Origin of the sequence: Brevundimonas diminuta (assembly GCF_022654015.1) — a bacterium.
In the GTDB taxonomy this organism is placed as follows: Bacteria; Pseudomonadota; Alphaproteobacteria; order Caulobacterales; family Caulobacteraceae; genus Brevundimonas; species Brevundimonas diminuta_C.
In genome coordinates this window covers 2,585,051-2,598,387 of sequence record NZ_CP073063.1, presented here as the reverse complement: position 1 = coordinate 2,598,387, position 13,337 = coordinate 2,585,051, and the positions used below count along the sequence as shown (strand labels likewise).

The following is a 13,337-nucleotide window of genomic DNA, read 5'->3' as shown; positions in this document are numbered from 1 at the left end:
CGAAATCGCCCAGGCGGCCGCGTTCGGCCGTCCGAGAGAGCCAACAGGAAACGTCATGAACCGAGCCCGTCGCGCGCGCATCGTCGCCACCCTGGGACCCGCCAGCCGTGCGCCCAGCACCGTCAAGGCGCTGGCCCAGGCGGGGGTGGACGTCTTTCGACTGAACTTCAGTCATGGGTCGCATGAGGATCACGCCGCGGCATTGAAGGCGGTACGCGGCGCCGAGATGGCCTTGCAGCGTCCGCTGGGCGTGCTGGCCGACCTTCAAGGGCCGAAGCTGCGTCTGGGCCGGTTCAAGGACGTCGAGATCGCGGTCAAGCCGGGCCACACAATGCGTTTCGACCTGGACCCGACGCCCGGCGACGAGACGCGGGTGCAGATGCCGCATCCTGAAATCTTCAAGGCACTCCGCAAGGGGATGCTGCTGCTGCTGGACGACGGACGGGTGCGTCTGCGTGTCGGCGAGCGGACCGACGAGTGGGCCGATGTGACGGTCGAGAGCGGCTCGAAGCTGTCGGACCGCAAGGGCGTGGCGGTGCCGGAGGCGGTGATCCCGGTTTCGGCCCTGACGCCCAAGGACCGCGAGGATCTGGCCTTCGCCCTGCGGATGGGCGTGGACTGGGTGGCGCTCAGCTTCGTTCAGAAGCCCGAGGACATGGCCGAGCTGAAGCGGATCGTGAACGGGCAGGCGGCCTGCCTCGCCAAGATCGAGAAGCCGGCGGCCCTGGCCGATCTGGAAGCCATCCTGGACTATTGCGACGGGGTGATGGTGGCGCGCGGTGACCTGGGCGTCGAGCTGGATCCCGAGGATGTGCCGGTGGCGCAAAAGCAGATCGTGCGCGCAGCCCGCAATCGCGGGGTGCCTGTGATCGTGGCCACCCAGATGCTGGAATCGATGACCAGCGCTCCGGCCCCGACACGCGCCGAGGCGACCGATGTGGCCAATGCTGTCTATGAGGGCGCGGACGCCCTGATGCTGTCGGCCGAGACGGCGTCAGGCGACTATCCGCTGGAATCCGTCGGCATCATGAGCCGGATCATCGAGCGGGTCGAACGCGATCCGATGTGGCCCAGTCTGATGGGCGCCGAACATGCCGGCATGGATGAGCATGATGTGGACGCCCTGGTCGGGGCGGCGCGGATGGCGGCGAATGCGCCCTCGACCGGCTGTCTGGTGGTGTTCACGACCCTGGGCGGCACGGCGCGGCGGATGGCGCGCGAGCGGCCGTTGAAGCCGATTCTGGTGCTGACGCCCAATCCCAACACCGCGCGCCGGCTCGCCCTGGTATGGGGACTGGAGCCGCGTCTGGGCGAGCAGCCGGACTCGCTGGAGGCCGTGACGGACGACGCCGTCAACAGCGCGGTCAAATATGGTCTGGCCGAGCCGGGCCAGCGCATCCTGATCCTGGCCGGCACGCCGTTCGGAGCGCCCGGTGCGGCCAATCTGCTGCGACTGGCCCACGCGCCTGCGGCGACGTCGAAGGGACGTAAGAAGAGCTAGAAGGCGATCTCGCGACGCTCCGCCGCGCTGCGCAGACCGGCGTCGAGGATGCGCATGACGGTCAGGGCCTGATCGGCGGGGACGGGCGGCGGTCCTTCGCCGAGGATCGCATCGCGCATGGCGGCGTAGAAGGCGGGATAGTCGCCACGCTTCGGACCCGGCGTGGTGCGGACGGTTTCGCCGTCGATCTGTTTCGTCAGTTCGCCGGGCGAAGGATCGAGGCCCCAGTCGGGATCACCGGGACGCAGGCCGGCCTTGGACTGGCTCTCCTGAGCGTCGAGGCCGTGTTTGATGAAGCTGCCGCCTGTGCCGTGGACGGCGTAGCGGAGGCTGGCCTCGGCGGCGAGGTGGCTCATGTTCAGGATGACGCGCAGCCGGTCATAGCGCAGCAGGACGTGGGCGTAGTCGATGGCCTTGGCGCCGACACGCTGGGCCTGAAGATCGGCATAGACGGCCAGCGGCGGCCCGAACAGCTGGACCGCCTGGTCGATCAGATGCGGGCCCAGGTCGGCCCAGACCCCGCCGTCGCGCTTGTCTTTCCAGCGGTCGGTGACGGTCGGGCGGAAGCGGTCGTAATGGCTTTCGAATACGGCGATTTCGCCCAGTTCGCCTTGGTCGATCAGGCGGCGCAGGGTCAGGAAGTCGGCGTCCCAGCGGCGGTTCTGGAAGACGCTGAAGACGCCGGGCGATGACGCCGCGACGGCGGCGACGGCTTCGGCCTGCTCAAGCGTGGCGGCGAAGGGCTTGTCGACCACCACCGACTTGCCGGCCTTAAGCGCGGCGATCGACTGTTCGGCGTGCAGGGCGTCGGGGGTGGCGACGACGATCAGGCTGATGTCGTCGCGGGCCAGGGCGGCGTCCAGATCGGGCAGGACATCGACGTCGGGCAGGTCGGCGCGGACGGCATCCGGGCGCGACGAGACGACGGCGGTCAGGTGAAGGCCGGGGGTCGCCTTGATCAGGGGGGCGTGGAAGGTCTGGCCCGCCAGGCCGTAGCCGACGACGGCGACGCCGATGGGTGCGTGTGAGGTCATGCCCCGATCAATAGCGGTCCGGGCGCGGTCCATCCAGCACATAGGGCACCACGCCGCGCTCGTTCTCGGGCACGTGCAGGGCGCGGTCCAGGGGCGGGAAGGCGCGCTGGGTGCAGTCGGTGCGCTCGCAGATGCGGCAGCTGACGCCGATCCGGGCGGCGGGGCCGTTCAGGTCCAGGCCGGCGGCATAGACCAGCGATCCGGCGTGCTCGACCTCGCAGCCCAGGGACAGGGCGTAGCGGCGGTCATTGGCCAGATAGGAGCCGCTGGGCTTGGACACGCTGCGGGCGATGGAGATGTAGCGCGAGCCGTCGGGCATTTCGGCCAGTTGCACCCCAATCCGGTCGGGCGTGGCGAAGGCCTCGTGGACGTTCCACAGGGGGCAGGCGCCGCCGAAGCGGGCGAACTGGAAGCGGGTGGCGCTGTGCCGTTTGGTGATGTTGCCGGCCATGTCCACGCGGGCGAAATAGAAGGGCACGCCGCGCCAGCCGGGCCGTTGCAGGGTCGAGAGCCGGTGGCAGACCTGCTCGAAACTGACCTGGAAACGGGTGCGCAGCCGGTCGATGTCGTGCTTTTCCTCGCGTGCGGCCTCCAAGAAGGCGCGGTAGGGCAACAACAGCGCGCCGGCCGCGTAGTTGGCCAGGCCGACCCGAGCGACGTCCCGTGCGGCGTCGGTGCGGAAGGCGGCCTGATCCAGTTCGGCCTCTATGGTCTCGCGGAAGGACAGCAGGGACAACTGGTGCGCCAGCTGAAACGACCGGCTGGCGCCCGGCTGCCAGGCGTCCAGCGTCAGGACGCGGCTGGTCGGATCATAGCGGCGCAGAGCCTCCTGTCCGGCCACATAAACAACCCGCACCCCGTGCGTTTCGGCCAGTGCGGTCTCCAGCGCCCGTTCGATCTGGCCATCCTGAACCAGGGTCGCCGCCAGCGCTTCGGCCGCGGTGTCCAGCGTGTCGATATAGTTGTCGCGATAGTGGAAGAAGTCGCGCACCTCTTCGTAGGGCAACAGGGCGACGCTGGCGCCGTGTTCGTCCCGACCCAGGGTGTCGTCCAGCGCCTTCACCCGCTCGTCCAGACGGCGGAAGGTCTGGTGCAGGGCCAGGAACTGACGGGCCAGCCGTGGGGTGTTGGCGACGGCCTGTTTCAGCTCTGCGGCCGTGGGCGGCTCTGCCTGACCGGCGATGTCGGTGGTGGCCTCGCGCAGGTCGGCGATCAGGCGGGCGTCGCCCTCCAGATCGAACAGACTGGCGTCCACGTGAAAGGCGCGGGTCAGGGCGATCAGGACGCGGGCGGTCGCCGGGCGCTGATTGGTCTCGATCTGCGACAGATAGGACGGCGACAGGCCCAGCCGTTCGGCGCAGGCCTCCAGCGTCCAGCCGCGCGCCTCGCGCAGCTTTCGCAGTTTGGCGCCCAGGAAAAGCTTCTCAGCCATTCGCAACTTTGCAGATCATATCGCCATCCTTTGCAAGCCCGCGCAGTTCCACACTTTTTGCAAAGTTGCGTTTGCCATTTTGCGATGAAGGCGCCACGCGTTCTTTGAACGAGAGGCGAAAATCCATCATGACTCAAGCCATCCTTGAAGAACTGGAGCGCCGTCGCGCCGCCGCCAAACTGGGCGGTGGGGAAAAGCGTATCGCCGCCCAGCACGCCAAGGGCAAGCTGACGGCGCGCGAACGCGTCGACGTGCTGCTGGACGAGGGCTCCTTCGAGGAGACCGACATGTTCGTCGAGCACCGCAGCCACGACTTCGGCATGCAGGACCAGCGCATCCCCGGCGACGGGGTGGTGACGGGTCGCGGCACGATCGGCGGACGGCTGGTCTATGTCTTCTCCAAGGACTTCACGGTCTTCGGGGGATCGCTGTCGGGCGCCCATGCGGCCAAGATCGTCAAGCTACAGAAGATGGCCCTGACCACCGGCGCGCCGATCATCGGCCTGTTCGACGCGGGCGGGGCGCGGATTCAGGAGGGGGTGGAGAGCCTGGCCGGCTACGCCGACATCTTCCTGCAGAATACGCTCGCCAGCGGCGTCATTCCCCAGATCAGCGTGATCATGGGGCCGTGCGCGGGCGGCGACGTCTATTCGCCCGCCATCACCGACTTCATCTTCATGGTGAAGGACACGTCCTACATGTATGTGACCGGCCCCGATGTGGTGAAGACCGTCACGAACGAGGTGGTCAGCCACGAGGACCTGGGCGGCGCGCGCGTCCACGCCGGCAAGTCGGGCGTGGCCGACGGGGCGTTCGAGAACGATCTGGAGGCCCTGTCGGAGGTTCGCCGCCTGATCGGCTTCCTGCCCCTGTCGAACCGCGAAAAGCCGCCGGTGCGGGAAAGCTATGACGAGCCCGAGCGGGACGAGCCGTCGCTGGACACATTGATCCCGGCCAATCCGAACCAGCCCTATGACATGAAGGAGCTGATCCTGAAGGTGGTCGACGAGGCCGATTTCTTCGAGATCGGGGCCGACTTCGCCAAGAACATCATCACCGGCTTCGGCCGGCTGGACGGCCAGACGGTCGGCATCGTCGCCAACCAGCCCCAGGTGCTGGCGGGCGTGCTGGACATCGATTCAAGCCGCAAGGCCGCGCGGTTCGTGCGCTTCTGCGACGCCTTCGACATTCCGCTGCTGACGCTGGTGGACGTGCCGGGCTTCATGCCGGGGACCAAGCAGGAGTACGGCGCCCTGATCAAACACGGGGCCAAGCTGCTGTTCGCCTATGCCGAGGCGACCGTGCCGAAACTGACCCTGATCACGCGCAAGGCCTATGGCGGCGCCTATGACGTGATGAGCTCCAAACACCTGCGCGGCGACGTCAACTACGCCTGGCCGACCGCCGAGATCGCGGTCATGGGCGCCAAGGGGGCGGTCGAGATCATCTTCCGCAAGGAGGCCGGCGATCCGGAGGCTCTGGCCGCGCGCGAGGCCGAATACAAGGATCGCTTCGCCAACCCCTTCGTGGCGGCGGGCCTGGGATACATCGACGACGTCATCATGCCCCACGGCACGCGGCGGCGACTGGTGAAGGCCCTGCGGACGCTGAAGAACAAGGTCCAGGAGAACCCCTGGAAGAAGCACGACAATATTCCGTTATGACACACCCCAGACCGCCTGAGATCGATCACTTCAATGCTCTGCTGGAGAAGATGCTTCAGTATAAAGGGGATTCACGCGCTGCAATTGGTCCGATATCTGAAGATTTATCTTCCATTACGGGAATTGCTCACGCTGAGTCCTCCTTTGCGCTTTTTCAACTGATCGAGACAATTTGTGCCTTCATAGAAGAAGACATAATTAATAATAAAAATCAAAGAGCTGGTCGCCGCCTTAAGGAGAGAATAGTGGAGCTATTCTCTCCAGATGTTCTTGTTAGTAATTATGCTGATTATCAAAAATCTCAGAAACACAACATAAATACGCTTGTGGATTTGATGTCATTTCTTGACCATTTGGAGTTTGACGCGGCAAAATTTACGGAATCTCGACCAGAAATTGAGTCAGTATTGAGTAAACTTGAGGCGGCGGCGGCGGGAAATGGAGATTTATCCGACGCTCAGCGGAAACTCGTTTTAGCTCAGGTTGCTCTTATCAAACGGTCACTGGCGCGTTTTTCGGTGGATGGGTTGGGACCATTCCGAGACTCAATCTTCACAAGTATAGGTCGGCTGACGATTGAGCTTCGATCATCAGATAAAGGTCAGGCTTCTGCCATCAGGTCGGCGATAGACGATCTGATGCGTGCGAAGGACTTGGCAGAAATGGCTGGTGGTGCGTTGCAACTCACTGGCCCCTACGTTGCGGGTCTTCTTACTGGCCCCGCAATTGGTTGATCTTTGAATCATTCGAACATTTGAAACGATAGCCCCATGTTCTCCAAAATCCTCATCGCCAACCGGGGCGAGATCGCGGTTCGGATCATCAAGACCTGCCGCAAGATGGGCATCAAGACGGTGCAGGTCTATTCGGAGGCCGACGCCGGGTCGCTGGCGGTCGAGATGGCCGACGAGGCGGTGCTGATCGGGCCGGCGCCGGCGGCGCAGTCGTATCTGCTGGCGGACAAGATCGTCGAGGCGGTGCGCCAGACGGGGGCGCAGGCCGTGCATCCGGGCTTCGGCTTCCTGAGCGAGAACGCCGGGTTCGCGCGGCGGCTGAGGGACGAGGGCATCGCCTTCATCGGCCCTAACCCCGAGGCCATCGAGGCCATGGGCGACAAGATCAGCTCCAAGAAGCTGGCGGCCGAAGCCGGGGTTTCGACCGTGCCGGGCCATATGGGCCTGATCGAGACGCCGGAGGAGGCGGTGAAGATCGCCAACGAGATCGGCTATCCGATCATGATCAAGGCCTCGGCCGGCGGGGGCGGCAAGGGCATCCGCGTGGCCCATTCGGACGCCGACATGGCCGAGGGGTTCGCGGCGGTGAAGGCCGAGGCGCTGAACGCCTTTGGCGACGACCGGGTCTTCCTGGAGAAGTTCATCGTCGATCCGCGCCACATCGAGATCCAGGTGCTGGGTGACAAGCACGGCCATGTCGTCCACCTGTTCGAGCGCGAATGCTCAATCCAGCGCCGCAACCAGAAGGTCATCGAGGAGGCGCCGTCGCCCCTGCTGGACGAGGCCACACGCGCCGCCATGGCGGCGCAGGCCGTCGCCCTGGCGCAGGCGGTCAACTATGACTCAGCCGGCACGGTCGAATTCGTGGCCGGTCAGGACAAGAGCTTCTATTTCCTGGAGATGAACACCCGGCTTCAGGTCGAACATCCGGTGACGGAGCTGATCACCGGGGTCGATCTGGTCGAACAGATGATCCGTTCGGCCTGGGGCGAGACGCTGGCCTTCGAACAGAAGGACCTGAAGATCGACGGCTGGGCCATCGAGAGCCGCATCTACGCCGAAGACCCCTATCGCGGCTTCCTGCCCTCGATCGGGCGGTTGGTCCGCTATGAGCAGCCGGAAGAAGGCGACCAGGGAGACTACACCGTCAGGAACGATTCCGGCGTCCGTGAGGGCGACGAGATCAGCATGTTCTACGATCCCATGATCGCCAAACTGTGCGCCTGGGGTGAGACGCGAGAGGCGGCGGTCGAGGGCATGGCCCGCGCGCTGGAGGACACCCACCTGGCTGGCCTGGGCCACAATGTGCCCTTCCTGGCGGCGGTGATGGACCAGGACCGGTTCAAGTCGGGCGAACTGTCGACCAGCTATATCAAGGACGAGTTCCCAGACGGCTTTCACGGCCTGAAGCCGACGCAGGACCAGGAGCAGATCCTGATCGCCTCGGCGCTGGCCATGCACGAGGTCATGGCCGAACAGGATGGCGATCCGTCGGATCGTACCGACTGGATCGTGATGATCGACAAGACGCCGCACGGCGTCGGCCTGTCCTATGACGAGGACGAGGAGATGATCCTGACCCTGACGGGCGGCGGCGACATCCGACTGTCGGACATCGACTGGCGGCCGGGTCTGGCCCAGTTCAAGGCCGATCTGGACGGCGAGCCCTTCACCGCTGAGGTCAAGCGCGTCGCCGACGGCTTCGACATTCGTCACCGCGCGGCCAAGGCGCGGGTCCGGGTGCTGCGCCCCCACGTCGCCGAAATGTATGCGCGCCTGCCGGAGAAGGTCGCGGCGGACACCTCCAAGATGGTGCTGTCGCCTATGCCGGGTCTGGTGGTCTCGATCCCGGTGGTCGTCGGCCAGGAGGTCAAGACCGGTGAGACGGTGGCCATCATCGAGGCCATGAAGATGCAGAACATCCTGAAGGCCGAGCGCGACGGGGTGGTGAAGGCCGTCGGCGCCAAGGACGGCGATCCCGTGGCGGCGGACGACGTGCTGGTGGAGTTCGGTTGATGACGGGCTTTCCCGCGCCCACGCCGCTGGAATGGCGCGAGGCGGCCCAGAAGGCGCTGAAGGATCGCCCGATCGAGTCGCTGATGCATCTCGACGCCGATCAACTGGTGACGCGGCCGCTGTATGCGGGTGCGACGGGCGTGCAGCCGATCTTCGCCCCGCGTCCGTCCGACTCCGAAGGCCGGGCCTGGGATCTGCGGACGCTGGTGGAGGGCGACGATGCCGAGGCGGTCAACGCCGCCGTCCTGACCGATCTGGAGAACGGCGCGGCGTCGGTGGTGCTGAAGGGACGGGTTCTGGCGGACTCCGCCCCGCTCAGCCGGGCGCTGGAAGGCGTGGCCCTGGAGCTGGCGCCCGTCGCGCTGGACGCCGGGATCGACGGGCCGGATGCGACCAATGCGCTGGCGGTCGTCGCCAAGGGCTCGCCGCGCGCCAAGCTGCGGTTTCATATGGACCCGGTCTCGGCCTTCGCCGAGGCGGGCGGCGCCCCGCGTTCGGTGCAAGAGCATTTGAGCCTGGCGGCCAATACGGCGGCGCGTCATGCGGGGGCCTATCCCGACGCGACCTTTTTCCTGGCCAGCGGGCGCGTGGCGCACGAGGCGGGCGGTTCGGCGGCGCAGGAGCTGGCCTTTGCGGCGTCCAGCGTCGTGGCTCATGCAAAGGCGGCGGTCGAGGCCGGCATGTCGGTCGAGGCGGCTATGCGGGGCACGGTCGTCGGCCTGTCGGTCGATGCGGAATATTTCGACAGCCTGGCCAAAATGCGGGCCATGCGGCTGATCTGGGCTAGCCTGACGAAGGCGTTCGACGTGGAGGTTCCGGCGGTTATCGAAGCGCGCTCGTCACGGCGGATGCTGTCGGCGCGCGATCCCTGGCCCAATCTGCTGCGGCTGACGGCGGCCGGGTTCGCCGGTGCGGTCGGCGGGGCGGACGTGGTGGTGCTGGACGGCTTCACCCGCGCCTCCGGCCGATCAGACGCCTTCGCCCGGCGTCAGGCGAGGAACACCCAACTGGTCTTGATGGAAGAGGCCAATCTGGGTCGGGTTGATGATCCGGCGGCCGGCTCCTGGTATCTGGACGCCCGGACGCGCGACCTGGCCGAGGCCGGCTGGGCCGAGTTTCAGATGATCGAGGCCGAGGGCGGTCTGATCGAGGCCCTGAAGGGGTCAGTCATCCAGCCCCGCATCGCTCGCGCCCGCGCCGTTCGCGAGGCCGCTCTCAAGAACGGCGCGGCCCAGATCATCGGCGTGACCAAATATGTGGACGCCGACGTGCGTTCGGCGCCGGTCGAGGCGGGCGGTGAGGCGGCGGTTGTAGTGGAACGGATGTGCGAACCCCTGAGCCCGATCCGGTTCGCCGCAGCCTTCGAAGAGGCGGGCCAATGAGTTTCCCGGACTTCAGCAAGATCGCCCTGAACCTCGATGCGACCGGGCAGGGGCCGGCGCGCGAGCCTTGGCTGACGCCCGAGGGGCTGACGGTCCAGACCGCTTATGGTGCCGACAGCACGGACGCGCTGGATCACCCGCACGGCCTGCCGGGGTTCGCGCCCTTCGTGCGTGGTCCGTATCCCACCATGTATGCGGGCAATCCCTGGACGATCCGGCAATACGCCGGCTTCTCGACCGCCGAGGAGTCCAACGCCTTCTATCGCCGTAACTTGGCGGCCGGTCAGAAGGGGCTGAGCATCGCTTTCGATCTGGCGACGCACCGGGGCTATGACAGCGACCACCCGCGGGTGAAGGGCGACGTCGGCATGGCGGGCGTCGCCATCGACAGCATCTATGACATGCGCACCCTGTTCGACGGGATCCCGCTGGACCAGATGTCGGTGTCGATGACGATGAACGGGGCGGTGCTGCCGATCCTGGCCCTCTATGTCGTCGCGGCCGAGGAACAGGGCGTGCCGCACGCCAAGCTGACCGGGACCATTCAGAACGACATTCTGAAGGAGTTCATGGTCCGCAACACCTACATCTATCCGCCCGAGCCCTCGATGCGGATTATCGCGGACATCTTCGCCTGGACGGCGCAGGAGACGCCGAAGTTCAACTCGATCTCGATCAGCGGCTATCACATGCAGGAGGCGGGAGCCTCGGCGGATATCGAGCTCGCCTACACCTTGGCGGACGGGATCGAGTATCTGCGCGCTGGCGTCGCGGCGGGCATGCCGATCGACCGGTTCGCGCCGCGTCTCAGCTTCTTCTGGGCCATCGGCATGAACTACTTCATGGAGGTGGCCAAGATGCGCGCCGGCCGCCTGCTGTGGGCCGAGGCGGTCAGGAAAGAGGGCGGGGTCGATCCCAAGTCGCTCTCCCTGCGCGCTCACTGCCAGACCTCGGGCTGGTCGCTGGCGGCGCAGGACGTTTTCAACAATGTGCCGCGCACCATGGTCGAGGCCATGGCGGCGGCAGGCGGCCAGACGCAGAGCCTGCACACCAACGCCCTGGACGAGGCCCTGGCGCTGCCCACCGACTTCTCGGCCCGGATCGCGCGCAACACCCAGATCCTGTTGCAGCAGGAGACGGGCCTGACGCGGGTCATCGATCCTTGGGGCGGCAGCTTCTACGTCGAGCGCCTGACCCACGAACTGGCTGAACGCGCCCGCGCCCACATGGCCGAGGTCGAGGCCCTGGGCGGCATGGCCAAGGCCATCGAAGCCGGCATACCCAAGCTGCGGATCGAGGAATCCGCCGCCAAGACCCAGGCGCGGATCGACACCGGCCAGCAGACGGTGGTCGGGGTGAACAAATATCTGAACCCCGTCGTCGACGACATTCCGATGCTGAAGGTCGACAATGCGGCGGTGCTGGCCGCCCAGATCGACAAGCTGAAACGGCTGAGGGCCGAGCGGGATCAGGCGACGACCGATGCGGCGCTGGACGCCCTGACAAATGGCGCACGCGGGAACGCCAACCTGCTGGAGCTGGCGGTTCAGGCCGCCCGCGCCAAGGCGACGGTGGGCGAAATCTCCGATGCGCTGGAGGCTGCCTTCGGCCGCCACGTCGCGACGGTCCAGACCGTGTCGGGCGTTTATGCCAAGGAGGCCGGCAAGGACGCCCGCTTCGCCCGCGCCCGCGAGATGGTCGCGACCTTCGTCGAGAACGACGGCGGGCCGCCGCGCATTCTGATCGCCAAACTGGGCCAGGACGGGCACGACCGGGGCCAGAAGGTCGTCGCGACCGGATACGGCGATCTGGGCTTCGACGTCACGGCCGGCAGCCTGTTCCAGACGCCGTCCGAGGCGGCTCAGGAAGCCGTCGAGAAGGGCGTTCACGCGGTCGGCGCATCATCGCTGGCGGCCGGGCACCTGACGCTGGTGCCCGAGCTGAAGGCCGAGCTGGAGAAGTTGGGCCGGCCCGACATCATGATCGTGGTTGGGGGCGTAATTCCGCCGTCCGACGTGCAGCCCCTGCTCGATATGGGCGCGGCTGCCGTCTATCCGCCCGGTTCGGCCATCGCCGATACGGCGGTCGACCTGATCGAGAAGCTGAACCAGCGTCTGGGTTACGCCCAGCCCGCCCCCGACAAGGACAAGTGATGATCGGCGCCCTGAACCACGTCGGCGTCGCCACGCCATCCATCGCCGACTCGATCAAATTGTATCGCGATATCCTGGGCGCGACGAAGATCGGCGAGCCATTCGACCTGCCGGCGCAGGGGGTGAAGGTCTGTTTCGTCGATACACCGACGGCTCAGATCGAGCTGATCGAACCCTATGACGACACCAGTCCCATCGTCGGCTTCCTGGCCAAGAACCCGAAGGGCGGCCAGCACCACGTCTGTTTCGAGGTCGCCGACGTCCACGCCGCCGTCGCCGAGATGCGAGCCAAGGGGGTGACGATCCTGGGCACAGGCGAGCCGCGCATTGGGGCGCACGGGACGCCGGTGGTCTTCCTTCATCCCAAGGAGATGGGCGGCGTGCTGATCGAACTGATGGAGACGCCGAAAGCGGGGCATTAAGCGGAGCCTTTGGTCAGCTTGGGCCGTTGAAGGCGAAACCAGAGGACATGACATGATGTCGCACCGCCTGACCGCCTTCGTCGCCATCGCCGCACTGACCGGCGCCGCAGCCTGCTCGCGCACCGAACCCGAACAGCCCGCCGCACCGGTCGAGCCAGCGGCCGCGCCTGCATCCGACGCGCCCTCGGTCGGCTATGCCTGCGAAAGCGGCGCGACGCTTCAGGTCCAGTATATCGACAGCGACAACGCCAGGCTGACCCATCAGAACCAGACCTACGCCCTGCGTTCGGTGCAGGCCGCCAGCGGCGCGCGCTATGTCGGCGGCGGGGTGGAATGGTGGACGGCGACGCGCGATGGGCAGGAGAGCGGCACGCTGAGCCGATTGGGGCCGGACGGCACGACCGGCGTCGCGGTGCTGGAGCGCTGCTCGCGGCCGATTCCCGGGGCTGATGCGATGCCCGGACCGTTGCCGACGCCGGGTCAGACGCCGACCGAGGCGGCCGGCGGGGTCTTGTCCGCTGCGCTGCCCTGCAAGGGGCCGCAACTGACGCTGGCGGCGGGCGACGGGGATGCGGGCGCCGGAAATCGGGTCACCAACTTCAGTCTTCAGAATATCGGAACCCAGGCCTGCAGCCTGACCGGCTATCCGACAGTGACCTTGCAGGACGCGCGGGGACGCACCCTGTCGACCATTCGCGCCGAACAGAGCCCAGGAAGCTATTTCCGCCAAGGCCAGGCCCCGACGCCGGTCGAGCTGGCGCCCCGGGCCAAGGCTTATTTCGAAATGGCCTGGAGCGTCGTGCCCAATGAAGCGATGCAAAAGACGTGTCCCGACGCGGCCACGATAAAGGTCACCGCGCCCAGCGATACGGCCGCCGTCAGTCTGCCGTTCTCGTTCAGCCCCTGCGGCGGTCGCATTCGCGTCAGTCCGATCCGGGCCGAGGCCAACCCGTCTCCTGCGACCTGAGGCGGGTGGAAACCGATCGAAAATCGGCGTAG

Annotated in this window: 11 protein-coding genes; 8 read left to right on the top strand and 3 right to left on the bottom strand. The window is 66.4% G+C overall.

All coding sequences use genetic code 11. The features are described 5' to 3' along the window. Nucleotides 1–55 precede the first annotated feature (55 nt). On the top strand, nucleotides 56–1,501 hold the full coding sequence (gene pyk / locus KAK88_RS12995) for a pyruvate kinase (protein WP_045810132.1): 1,446 nt from the start codon (nucleotides 56–58) through the stop codon (nucleotides 1,499–1,501). Here pyk and KAK88_RS12990 read toward each other — a convergent pair. From KAK88_RS12990 to KAK88_RS12980, 3 genes are read right to left on the bottom strand one after another with little or no spacing between them, the layout of a single operon-like run. After that, nucleotides 1,498–2,535, bottom strand: coding sequence for an oxidoreductase (locus KAK88_RS12990; RefSeq protein WP_242076924.1), 1,038 nt, complete (start codon nucleotides 2,533–2,535; stop codon nucleotides 1,498–1,500). The two genes, pyk and KAK88_RS12990, sit on opposite strands and share 4 nt — an antisense overlap. A 7-nt stretch (nucleotides 2,536–2,542) precedes the next feature. Further along, nucleotides 2,543–3,967 carry a helix-turn-helix domain-containing protein gene (locus tag KAK88_RS12985; protein WP_242076923.1) on the bottom strand — a complete coding sequence of 475 codons (1,425 nt, stop codon included), beginning with the start codon at nucleotides 3,965–3,967 and terminating at the stop codon, nucleotides 2,543–2,545. Then, nucleotides 3,960–4,097: a hypothetical protein gene (locus tag KAK88_RS12980; protein WP_242076922.1), complete on the bottom strand. Its 138-nt coding sequence runs from the start codon at nucleotides 4,095–4,097 to the stop codon at nucleotides 3,960–3,962. The genes KAK88_RS12985 and KAK88_RS12980 overlap by 8 nt, the downstream gene beginning before the upstream one ends. Here KAK88_RS12980 and KAK88_RS12975 point away from each other — a divergent pair. Genes KAK88_RS12975 through KAK88_RS12945 form a run of 7 tightly spaced genes read left to right on the top strand, consistent with a single transcriptional unit; the run spans nucleotide 4,096 to nucleotide 13,305 of the window. Beyond that, on the top strand, nucleotides 4,096–5,631 hold the full coding sequence (locus KAK88_RS12975) for an acyl-CoA carboxylase subunit beta (RefSeq protein ID WP_242076921.1): 1,536 nt from the start codon (nucleotides 4,096–4,098) through the stop codon (nucleotides 5,629–5,631). The genes KAK88_RS12980 and KAK88_RS12975 overlap by 2 nt on opposite strands. Before the next feature lie 50 nt (nucleotides 5,632–5,681). After that, nucleotides 5,682–6,365 carry a hypothetical protein gene (locus tag KAK88_RS12970; RefSeq protein WP_242076920.1) on the top strand — a complete coding sequence of 228 codons (684 nt, stop codon included), beginning with the start codon at nucleotides 5,682–5,684 and terminating at the stop codon, nucleotides 6,363–6,365. 36 nt (nucleotides 6,366–6,401) lie between these two features. After that, nucleotides 6,402–8,381 carry an acetyl-CoA carboxylase biotin carboxylase subunit gene (locus KAK88_RS12965; RefSeq protein WP_242076919.1) on the top strand — a complete coding sequence of 660 codons (1,980 nt, stop codon included), beginning with the start codon at nucleotides 6,402–6,404 and terminating at the stop codon, nucleotides 8,379–8,381. After that, a complete protein-coding gene (locus KAK88_RS12960; RefSeq protein WP_242076918.1) occupies nucleotides 8,381–9,763 on the top strand; it encodes a methylmalonyl-CoA mutase family protein in 1,383 nt (460 codons plus the stop codon). Before KAK88_RS12965 ends, KAK88_RS12960 begins: the two co-directional genes overlap by 1 nt. Next, nucleotides 9,760–11,916 carry a methylmalonyl-CoA mutase gene (gene scpA / locus KAK88_RS12955; RefSeq protein ID WP_242076917.1) on the top strand — a complete coding sequence of 719 codons (2,157 nt, stop codon included), beginning with the start codon at nucleotides 9,760–9,762 and terminating at the stop codon, nucleotides 11,914–11,916. Before KAK88_RS12960 ends, scpA begins: the two co-directional genes overlap by 4 nt. After that, nucleotides 11,916–12,338: a methylmalonyl-CoA epimerase gene (gene mce, locus KAK88_RS12950; RefSeq protein WP_242076916.1), complete on the top strand. Its 423-nt coding sequence runs from the start codon at nucleotides 11,916–11,918 to the stop codon at nucleotides 12,336–12,338. Before scpA ends, mce begins: the two co-directional genes overlap by 1 nt. Before the next feature lie 52 nt (nucleotides 12,339–12,390). Further along, nucleotides 12,391–13,305, top strand: coding sequence for a DUF4232 domain-containing protein (locus KAK88_RS12945; protein WP_242076915.1), 915 nt, complete (start codon nucleotides 12,391–12,393; stop codon nucleotides 13,303–13,305). Nucleotides 13,306–13,337 lie beyond the last annotated feature (32 nt).

What these genes read in the sequence shown, in the direction of transcription:
- KAK88_RS12990 (WP_242076924.1), bottom strand. Translation starts at nt 2,535, where the DNA reads ATGACCTCACACGCACCCATCGGCGTCGCCGTCGTCGGCTACGGCCTG.
- mce (WP_242076916.1), top strand. Translation starts at nt 11,916, where the DNA reads ATGATCGGCGCCCTGAACCACGTCGGCGTCGCCACGCCATCCATCGCC.
- KAK88_RS12945 (WP_242076915.1), top strand. Translation starts at nt 12,391, where the DNA reads ATGATGTCGCACCGCCTGACCGCCTTCGTCGCCATCGCCGCACTGACC.
- KAK88_RS12960 (WP_242076918.1), top strand. Translation starts at nt 8,381, where the DNA reads ATGACGGGCTTTCCCGCGCCCACGCCGCTGGAATGGCGCGAGGCGGCC.
- pyk (WP_045810132.1), top strand. Translation starts at nt 56, where the DNA reads ATGAACCGAGCCCGTCGCGCGCGCATCGTCGCCACCCTGGGACCCGCC.
- KAK88_RS12985 (WP_242076923.1), bottom strand. Translation starts at nt 3,967, where the DNA reads ATGGCTGAGAAGCTTTTCCTGGGCGCCAAACTGCGAAAGCTGCGCGAG.
- KAK88_RS12970 (WP_242076920.1), top strand. Translation starts at nt 5,682, where the DNA reads ATGCTTCAGTATAAAGGGGATTCACGCGCTGCAATTGGTCCGATATCT.
- scpA (WP_242076917.1), top strand. Translation starts at nt 9,760, where the DNA reads ATGAGTTTCCCGGACTTCAGCAAGATCGCCCTGAACCTCGATGCGACC.
- KAK88_RS12965 (WP_242076919.1), top strand. Translation starts at nt 6,402, where the DNA reads ATGTTCTCCAAAATCCTCATCGCCAACCGGGGCGAGATCGCGGTTCGG.
- KAK88_RS12980 (WP_242076922.1), bottom strand. Translation starts at nt 4,097, where the DNA reads ATGATGGATTTTCGCCTCTCGTTCAAAGAACGCGTGGCGCCTTCATCG.
- KAK88_RS12975 (WP_242076921.1), top strand. Translation starts at nt 4,096, where the DNA reads ATGACTCAAGCCATCCTTGAAGAACTGGAGCGCCGTCGCGCCGCCGCC.